Source organism: Pseudomonas sp. CGJS7, assembly GCF_036961695.1.
Map to the genome: position 1 here is coordinate 108961 of NZ_JBAMDI010000006.1, position 9055 is coordinate 118015.

Annotated in this window: 7 protein-coding genes; all 7 read right to left on the reverse strand. The window is 67.8% G+C overall.

The genetic code is table 11. The features are described 5' to 3' along the window. Positions 1-47: 47 nt before the first annotated feature. The 7 genes from V7787_RS06290 to V7787_RS06320 all read right to left on the reverse strand — a co-directional run bounded on the left by V7787_RS06290 (position 48) and on the right by V7787_RS06320 (position 8927). A complete protein-coding gene (locus V7787_RS06290; protein WP_336086602.1) occupies positions 48-1280 on the reverse strand; it encodes a type III PLP-dependent enzyme in 1233 nt (410 codons plus the stop codon). Next, complete coding sequence (locus V7787_RS06295) at positions 1277-3043, reverse strand: IucA/IucC family protein (protein ID WP_336086604.1); 1767 nt, start codon at positions 3041-3043, stop codon at positions 1277-1279. Before V7787_RS06295 ends, V7787_RS06290 begins: the two co-directional genes overlap by 4 nt. Continuing rightward, complete coding sequence (locus V7787_RS06300) at positions 3021-4211, reverse strand: MFS transporter (protein WP_336086606.1); 1191 nt, start codon at positions 4209-4211, stop codon at positions 3021-3023. The genes V7787_RS06295 and V7787_RS06300 overlap by 23 nt, the downstream gene beginning before the upstream one ends. Next, positions 4211-6019 (reverse strand): IucA/IucC family protein, encoded by a 1809-nt coding sequence (locus V7787_RS06305; protein ID WP_336086608.1) that lies wholly within the window; start codon positions 6017-6019, stop codon positions 4211-4213. The genes V7787_RS06300 and V7787_RS06305 overlap by 1 nt, the downstream gene beginning before the upstream one ends. Next, entirely contained in the window at positions 6016-7221 is a 1206-nt protein-coding gene (locus V7787_RS06310; protein ID WP_336086610.1) for an ATP-grasp domain-containing protein, read from the reverse strand. Before V7787_RS06310 ends, V7787_RS06305 begins: the two co-directional genes overlap by 4 nt. A 261-nt stretch (positions 7222-7482) precedes the next feature. Beyond that, positions 7483-8211 carry an HpcH/HpaI aldolase family protein gene (locus V7787_RS06315; protein ID WP_336086612.1) on the reverse strand — a complete coding sequence of 243 codons (729 nt, stop codon included), beginning with the start codon at positions 8209-8211 and terminating at the stop codon, positions 7483-7485. Between the two features lie 503 nt (positions 8212-8714). Beyond that, positions 8715-8927 (reverse strand): MbtH family protein, encoded by a 213-nt coding sequence (locus tag V7787_RS06320; RefSeq protein ID WP_336086614.1) that lies wholly within the window; start codon positions 8925-8927, stop codon positions 8715-8717. Positions 8928-9055 lie beyond the last annotated feature (128 nt).

The following is a 9055-nucleotide window of genomic DNA, read 5'->3' on the forward strand; positions in this document are numbered from 1 at the left end:
GATTCGAATACGCACCGGGCCGGACGATCGGCGCCGCCGGCGAGGGTTCAGCACTCGGCGGTTTCGGCAATCTCCGTGCGATCCGGCTCGAACTGCGGCGAATGCTCCGATTCCAGGAACACCATCCGCGGCGCCGGGTGCATCAGGAAGTTCTGGTGCGAGATGTTCCAGGCGTAAGCGCCGGCCAGCGAAAACACCAGGCAATCGCCGACCGCCAGCGCCGCGACCGTCTGCGCGCGCGCCAGCACGTCCTTGGGCGTGCACAACTGCCCGACCAGGGTGACTGGCTGATTCGCCAGCACCGGCGCATCGCCGCCGCGGATCACCTGGAAGGGATGGTCGTGGCCTTGCGCGGCCGGCGTGCGGAAGTGGTGGGTGCCGCCGCGGGCGACCGCGAAATATTCGCCGTGGCTGCGCTTGATATCCAGCACCTGCATCGCGTAGTAGCCGCAGCCGACGCTGATGAAGCGGCCGGGCTCGAAGCGCACGCGCAGGCCATGGGCGCGCGGCAGGTCCAGCTCGCGCAAACCTTCGCAGAACGCCGGCCAGTCGAACGATCGGGCGTGATCGGCGTAGTCGATGCCGAAACCGCCGCCGGCGTTGACCACCCGGGCGTCCAGGCCGTACTGCTCGCGCCAGCGCAACGTGGCGGCGATGTAGGCCCGCACCAGTTGCAACTGCATCGCCACGTCGCGCTGGTGCGACATCAAGTGGAAGTGGAAACCTTCCAGGCGCAACTGCGGGTTCTCGCCCAGGCAACGCGCCGCCTGCGCCAGCGCATCTTCGTCGAGCCCGAACGGAGTCGGTTTGCCGCCCATCATCAGCCGGGTGTCGCGGATGCCGGGCACGCTGATGTTCATGCGCAGGAACACCCGCACGCGCTTGCCCGCCTGGGTGGCGATGCGCGCGAGCCGATCCAGTTCGCCCAGGCTTTCCACGTGCACGGTGCAATCGGGCAACGACACCGCGAGGGCGAGTTCGCTGTCGAGCTTGCCGGGGCCGCCGAACAGCAACGGCCGGCCGGGTTGCTGTTGCTGCAACCAGCGCAACTCGCCGCCCGAGGCGGCCTCGAAGCCGTCCACCCACGGCGCCAGCGTGCGCAGGATCGGCGCCTCGGCGTTGGCCTTGGCGGCGTAGTAGATCTCATAGCCCGGCGGCAGACAGGCGCGCATGGCGCGCGCGTGGGCGCGCAAGGCATCCAGGTCGTAGACGTAGGCGCAGACGCCGTCGCCGGGCTCGGCGCGCAAGCGCTCGATCGCGGCGCACACGGCCGGGGTCATGCCGCTTCCCCCGCCGCGGCGGCCCAGGCCCGGATCGGGTTGGGCAGGGCGGTGTAGTCCGAATCGCGGTCGGCGCGCTTGAACACGCGGGTGCGCAGGTTGTTCTTGCTCGGAAGACTCGCGCCTTCCAGCAGCCCTTGCAGCAACGGCTGGCGGCCGAAGCGCCGTTGCCAGTCGGCGGCGAGGTGGCCGATCGCGTTCCACAAACGATCTTCCAGCGTGCGATCGCCGGCGGCGATGTGGAAGATCGCCTCGGCCAGATTGTTGACCAAGGCGCAGTAGGCGACCCGGTTCCAGCCGAGTTCGCGCGAGTACTGCACCGACTGGCGAGCGCGTTCGGACAGACCGCTCAGGCGCTGCGCCGGCCATAGCTCGCTCACCAGCTTGGTGCCTTCCAGGTCGCGCACCCACACCCGCGCGGGCAAGTCGTGATTGAAACCGATCAAGGTGTTCTGCAAATGCGGTTCCAACACGATGCCGTGCCTGAAGAACGCCAGCCACACGCCGTCGAGCAGGCACTTGGCGTAGGCGGCGAACCAGGTCTCGGCGGCGTGCGCGTAACCGCCGCCGTGCTGGCGCGCGTAGCGTTCGATCAGGCCTTGGCAGATGCCGGCGCCGGCGCGATCGCGGGCGAACAGCGCGCCGGCCACTTGCGGGCGATACCGCTCGACCACCAGGGCCGGGAAGTTGCTGCGGTACAGGATGCCGAAGCTCTCGCCGAGCTCGCGCGCATTGGCCTCATCGCCGGCGGCGACCGCGCTGAAATCCAGCGTGGTCGCGGCGGGCTCCAGCAATACGTCGAAGCCGGCGGCGCGCTGGCGCACGTCGTCCCACGCCGCCGCCAGCAGGTCGGTCATGACCACCGCGCTTTCCAGCTCGTACCAGGCGTTCTTGCGCACGCAGTTGGTCAGGCGCACGTGGATCGACATCTTCAGGAAATAGTCCGCGCGCGGATGGAACATCGTGCGCACCGAGGAGGTCGGCGCCAGCGCCTGCCCGAGCGGGCCGAGCGCTTCGATCAGGCCCAGCGAACGCGCCCGTTGCCACAGCGGATTGGCCTGGATGCGCTCGGCCTCCCACGGGTGACAGGGATACAGATCGTCCGCGCCGGACAACTGGCCGAGCACGTCGCCGACATCGCTGCCCTGGCGACGCAACAGGCTCGGGTCGATCCGGAACCAGTACAGCGGGAACTGGGTGCGCGCTTCCGGCGAGCACGCCAGCACCTGCTCGGTGGCGACGCCTTCGCGGCTCTTGGGCGTGGGATGCAGGGCGTGGCCCCAGATCATGCCCTGTTCGGCGTCGAGCATCGGATTGCCGGTTTCGCTGGCGTTCGCCGCCAGCGCCAGCAACTGGGCGTTGATCTGGATGCTGTTCTCGCACTGCGCCAGCAGTTCGTGGTTGAAGCCGCATTGCGCAGCCAATCGATCCAGCAGGAAGTGGATCAGGCTGGAGGCATTGGCCGCGCGCCACGGTTCGCCGGGCGATTTCAGGTACGGCGAGCCCTGGTATTCGCAGCGGCCCAGGCGGCTGCCGCGGCGGGTGCGCACCATCACCCGGTAGCCGGGCTGGGCGAAGCGGATGCGTATCAGCGCGCCATGGCCTTGTTCGAAGCGGGCGGGGCGGTCGTTGCCGCGGTAGTCGAACTCGGCTTCGCCGCGTGGCATCGCGAACTCGCGCAGGTAGCAGTTCAACCAGCATTCGACGGCGTTGGCCTGGGCCTGCGCCTCGTACCATTGTTCATGCATCGTTTGTTGCGACATGAGACTGCCTCTGGGGGAAGGGGCGGAACGTGAACAGCGCCACCACCAGCGCGATCGCGCTGACGACGGCGGCAATGAAGAACGGCGCGACTACGCCGTAGCGATGGACCAGAAAGCCCGCGCACACGCCGGCCAAGGCGCCGGCCCATTTGCCGCACGCGTCGAAGCCGCCGAACAGGCGTCCGGCCGCGCCGCCGCTGCCGACGCATTCGCTCAAAACGCGGTTGATGCCGCTGAAGCTCAGCAACATGCCCGCGCCGTACACCACCCGCACCGGCGCCAGCCAGTGCGGATCGCGCAGCAGGCCGTGCGCGGCGCAGGCCAGCGCAAGCAACGACAAGCCGGCGAACAAGCGCCGCTGCGATGCGGTCTTGCGCGCGCGCAGCCACGGCATCGCCAACAGGTAGACCAGATGCGGCAGGCTGTAGAGCAGGCCGGCGAGGCTGTCGCTGCCGACGCCGAGGTGTTCGCTGTAGGAGACGAAGTACGGGAAGGTCACGACCATCGCGAAGCAGAACAGGAACTGCACGCCGAACAGGCCGAACAATTCGCGCCGGTGGTCGTGCGGCGATGCGGCCGCGAGCGCGGTGCCGGCGGCCTGCGCGGGCTTGGGCCTGGCCACGACCGTATCGGTCGGCAGCCGCGCGGTGATCGCCAGCGCCAGCAGCGGCAAACCGGCCAGGTACAGATACAGCTGCAGGGTCTGCCCGGCGCCGGTCATCAAGCCCAGCAGCGGCGGCGCCGACACCATCGCCAGCCGCGCCGAGAACTGGGTCCAGTCCAGCGAGCGCGACAACGCCGCGCCCTGCGACTGGGTCGACAGATACGCATTGGCCGCCGCCATCGAGCCGCCGCAGCTGCCTTGCACGATCAATCCCAGCGCGAACACCCACAGATTCGGCGCCAGCCCGGCGAGCGCGAAACCGATCGCCAGCCCGACTTGCGCGCGCATCAACGACAACTTGCGGCCGTAGCGGTCGGCGAAGCGGCCCCACGCGGTCGCGGTGAGCGCGGTGCAGACCGTCGGCAGCACGTACAACACGCCGACCAGCCAATCCGGCGCGCCGGGCGCCAGTTCGGCCAGCACCCGCGGCATGAAGATCGGCAGCCCCAACGCGGTGAACGCGGCCAGATAGTGCGCGGTCAGGACAGGTCCTAGGATGCGCATCAGGCCGCCTCGGCCGGGTTAGACGGCGCCGCCGGGTCGTCGCCGGCGAGCATGAAGTTCGGCCCGCTGTCGCCGTAGAACTTATTGATGTCGGCCGCGCCGGTCGCCGCTTTGCTGTACAGGCTGCCCGCGCTCAACAGGTACTTGACCGGCAGGCGCGGAGCGCGCAGCAAGGCCCAGGCCGGTGCGGTGTCGATGCCTTCGGCGGCCAGCGCGCGCAAGCTCGACGACAGCGTCTCGCGCAGCGCCGCGTACATCCCCGCGCGCAACGCCCGCTCGCCCTCGGCCACGCCTTCGAGCACGGCGAGCAGACACAGTTGCAAGGTGATGGTGCAGAACATCCGCGCCAGCGCATCGTCGCTTTCGACCTCGATGCGCGCATCGCGCACCGGGCCGTACGCCTCGACGCCGGCCAGCCGCGAGCGCAAACGCGATTGCAGCACCCGCGCGGAATCGTTGTCCTTCATCAACAGTCGCGGCGGCGCATCGTCGCGGTAGATCAGCACGGCGTTCTGTTGGTTGGACTCCAGCGCCACGCCATAGCTCAGCCACAGGCGCAGATGCACCTCGCACAGCAACCGCGCGTAGTCGCGCCACCATGCCGACAAGTCGCCGGCGTAATAGCGATCGGCCAAATGCCGGGCCAGCGCGCGCCCGTCCGGCATCGCGCCGCACAAGGCCGCGACCGGCACCAGGGTGCCGCCGTCCAGCGATTCGGGGTAGCTGCGCAGCAGATAGGCCAGATGCTTGGCTTCATCGACGTGGCCGCCATGGGACTCGTCCACGTGCACGAAGCGTCCGCGCAACGCCGCGTCGGTGACGCCGATCTGGCTGAGCACGCGCTGGAACCAATGCCCGTCGTACAGCGTCGAGGGTTTGATCAAACGCAGGTTGAGCGCGCCGAGCGTGCGCATCAGCAGCGGCAGCTTGAGGTGATGGCGCGGATGCTCGACCGGCATCACCGTGCGCACCGACAAGGTCGGGCGCACCCGCAAGAACGGGTTGGGCGCCCGCAGCGTATCGGCCGGCAACTCGAATTCGTCCAGGCGCGACCAGGTCAGCGGATGCACCGGCATCAGCGCATGGCTGGTTTCGACCGACGCGGGCAGGCCAAGCTCGCGCCAACCCGGCCAGAACCCGGGCTGCGGCGTGGTCAAGGTCAGCGCGGCCTTGGGCACCGCCAGCCAGCGCAGTTCGAAGCTGGGATCGAACTCGGGCGCATACCCGCGCAGCGCGGCTTCGTCGAAACCGGACTTGGCCCGCGCGGTGGGGTAGAACGGATGGTCGCGATAGCTGGCAACTTGGTCCAGCCGCAAGGCGCGTTCGGTCCACGGCTGCAGATCCAGCGCCTGCGTCAATGCCGTCGCGTTGCCGACGTAGGCGGCGCGCGCGAGCGCCCGATGCTGCGCGGCGCAGGCCGCCTCGGCCGCGTAGTCGCGGTGCAGCGCGCGGGTTTGCTCGTCCAGGTCCTGGCCGATCAATTCCAGCCAGCGCTCGGCCCCGTATTCGAGCGCGACGCCGTCGCCGCTCTCGCGCACCCAACCGTCGCTCAGCGCGCTCAAGCTCTGCATTGCGTCGCTGTAACGCACCGGCAGCCAGAGCACGCCGGCGGGCAAATGGTCGACGCGCCACCACAGCGTCGGCCGCCCGTCGCTGGCCCAGGCCCGCGCGATCGCCAGCGTCGGCGTGGCCGCGGCGCCGCGGGCGACCAGGCCGCGCACGTCTTCGCGCAGGCAGCAGTCGATGATCCGCCAGGTCACGTAGGCGCGGTCGGCGTCGGCATCGCGCACGATCGACGGCGCGCTCATGCGCGGATATCCCATTGCAGCTGCGGTTCCAGCGCCGACACCGCCTCGACCAGGTCGGCGTCGCTATCGGCGATGACGCTGAGCGCGCCGAGGTAGTCCTTGTTGGACCGGCTCAGGCGCACGTCTTCGCCGGCCTTGCGCAGGCTGCGGTACACGCTGTGCGAACGCTCCGAGGAGTGCACCCGGTCTTCGCTGGCCTGAACCAGCCGGCCCGAATCCTCGGCCACGTAGTAGCGCACCAGCGCTTGCTTGGGCGTCTGCCACCCGTGCGGACTCAACGGCTGACCCAAGTGCAGGCGCAGGATCTGTTCGAACCATTGCCCGTCGAACAAACGATCGAGCATGAACTCGCGGCCGTCGCCGATGCTGCGGTAATTGATCTCGATCAGCACTGGGCCTTGCTGGGTCAGCACGAATTCGCTGTGGCACACGCCGAAGTTCACGCCGAACGCCAGCACCTGGGCCAAGGCCTGCTGGCGCTGGAGCAGGCCGATCGGGCCGTTCCAGGACGCCTCCAACTCGATGAAATTCGGCGGTTCGGACAGGCGCACGTCGAAGCCGCCGACCGCGCGCGAATGGCGGCCGTCGCTGAGCGTTTCCAGGGTGAACAGCGGCCCGCGCAGGAAGCCTTCCAGCAGCACAGTACGTCCCGGGAAGCGGCTCCAGAAGGTTTGTCCGTAAGCCTGCAGCTCTCCCGGCGTCGCGCACAACTGCACGTCGAGACTGGCGACGCCTTCGCGCGGCTTGGCGACCACCGGATAGCGCGTATCGGCCGGCAGCGGCTGGCCCTGGTTCCAACTATGGAACCACGGCGCCGGCAGGCCCAACTCGTCCAGGCGTTTGCGCGTCGCGGCCTTGTTCTTGGCCGCATAGCACACACGCCAGTCCTTGCCGGGCAAGCCGAAGTTCTGCGCGACCAGCGCGGTGGAGGTCTGCAGGTGATCGCTGTTGGAGAACACCGCGGCCGGTTCGATGCCGAGCGTGCGCAGCGCATCGATCGCGCTGAGCGGATTGAATACGTCGCACTCGACGATCTGCTGCGGCGCGAATTCCGGGTTGGCGCTGAAATGCTCCAGATGGTCCAGACGGCAGTCGGTCAACAGCACCACCGGCAAGCCCAGCCGCCGCGCGGCGGGGATGAAGCCTTCGGTGACGGCGGGGTGGAGGACGTGGGTGAGGATCACCAACGCGTTAGCGCTCATGGGTACAGGTCCGGATTTGGGGGAAGGAATCGGGCGTTCAGGCCGAGGAGCCGGCCGGGTCGGGCTGCGCGGGCAGCGCGCAGGTGGCGGTGGGGTCGAACACTGCGACGTCGGATACGCGGTGTCTGCAGGCGTCGGGCCAGCGGTGGTCGTCGCGTCCGGCGCATATGCGGCGGCAGGCGCGGACGAAACCGGTCGCCACTGCGAGCCGGCGCGGTGCGGAGAACCCGATCACTGCGAAATCCTTACGGGTAGGGGAGGTCAGGCCTGGCGCGTTACGCTCAGGTGATTGCGCAATGCGGCTTGCAACATCCCGCGGTCTTCGCCGGCGAGCCACCATTGAATGCCTTGCCCGGCCCAGTAGCGGCGTTGTTCGTCGTTGCGCGGATTGGCGCAGAACGGCACGCCGGCGTCGCGACATCGCTCGGCGACGCGTCGCAGCGCGGCCCATACGCCCGGGTGAACGGGATCGGGACCCAGGCCCATGTCCAGGGCGAGATCGAGCGCGCCTTCCAGCACCATCGAGATGCCGGGCGCCGCCAGGATGTCGTCCACTGCGGCCACGCCAGCCGCGCTTTCGATCATCGGTATCACCCGGATCTGGCGATTGGCGTTGTCGATGTAGTCGTTCAGATTGATTTGGCCGAAGCCGGTGACGCGACCGCCGGTGATGCCGCGGCGGCCGAGCGGAGGAAAGCGCGCAGCGGCGAGCGCGCGCATCGCCTCATCGGCGGTTTCCACCCGCGGGATCACGATGCCCTTGGCGCCGGCGTCGAGTACGCGGCCGATCAGTTTGGCGTCGACTTCCGGCACGCGTACCCAAGGTTCGCAGCCGCCGATCTCGCAGGCGCGGATCGCGTGTTGCAACTGGTCGGGAGAGACTAGCAGATGCTCCAGATCCAGCACGATGAAGTCGTAGCCGGCACGCCCGATCATTTCGCACAGCAGCGGCGCAGGAACCGAATTCAGCAAACCGATGTAGCGGCTCATGGCGGGGACTTGCGACTGCGGGAGAACTTCATCTTATCTTTAATGCGAATGAGTCGCAATTGCCGTTCGGCATGAATCGATAACAATGAAGGCTAACGCGTTCATGTTTCAAAGCGACTTGCGGCGCGGACGCGAATCGTAATGTGACGCGGTTTGGAAATAGTTGTCCGGTTTTATGTGGACTCGATCGTGTCTGCGCGAAAGCAGCTCAATGCGTGGCTGCGCCGAAGCAACGCGGAGCGCGTTCGCGATTACGGCGAAAGATAGCTTGCGCGATGGTCTTGCAAGTCGTCGTCCCCGCGAACGCGGGGATCCAGCCACTTCGATCGCGAACGCAGGAAAATCGCAAAACTTCCGCATATCAACGAATGACGGAAGCTGGCTTGTGCGGCGTGTCGCACAAACCGCGATCCCCGCGAATGCGGGGATCCAGGGCTTCACCGCGAGGGGATTCGGACGCGACCTCATCCCCGCGCTGCGACTGCGGTGTTATCGCCGGCCGATCAATGCGCCTGGTCCAAAGCGACGAGGCTGGCCGGACGCATGTCGGTCCAGTTCTTCTCGACATAGTCCAGGCAGCTCTGACGCTGATCCGGACCGAACACGGTCTTCCAGCCGGCCGGCACTTCGGCGAATTCGGGCCACAGCGAGTGTTGGTTTTCGTCGTTGACCAGAACGAGGAAGCTGCCGTTGTTGTCTTCGAAGGGGTTGGTCATGGTGTTCTCCGGTTTGAACAGGAATGTTTGAACAGCGATGGCGAAGTAAACAGCAAATCGAGGTAGGCGGCCTGAGGCGGCGGTAGCGGAAATCCACATCCTCGCCGCCGGATGTGGCAGTGGTTAGC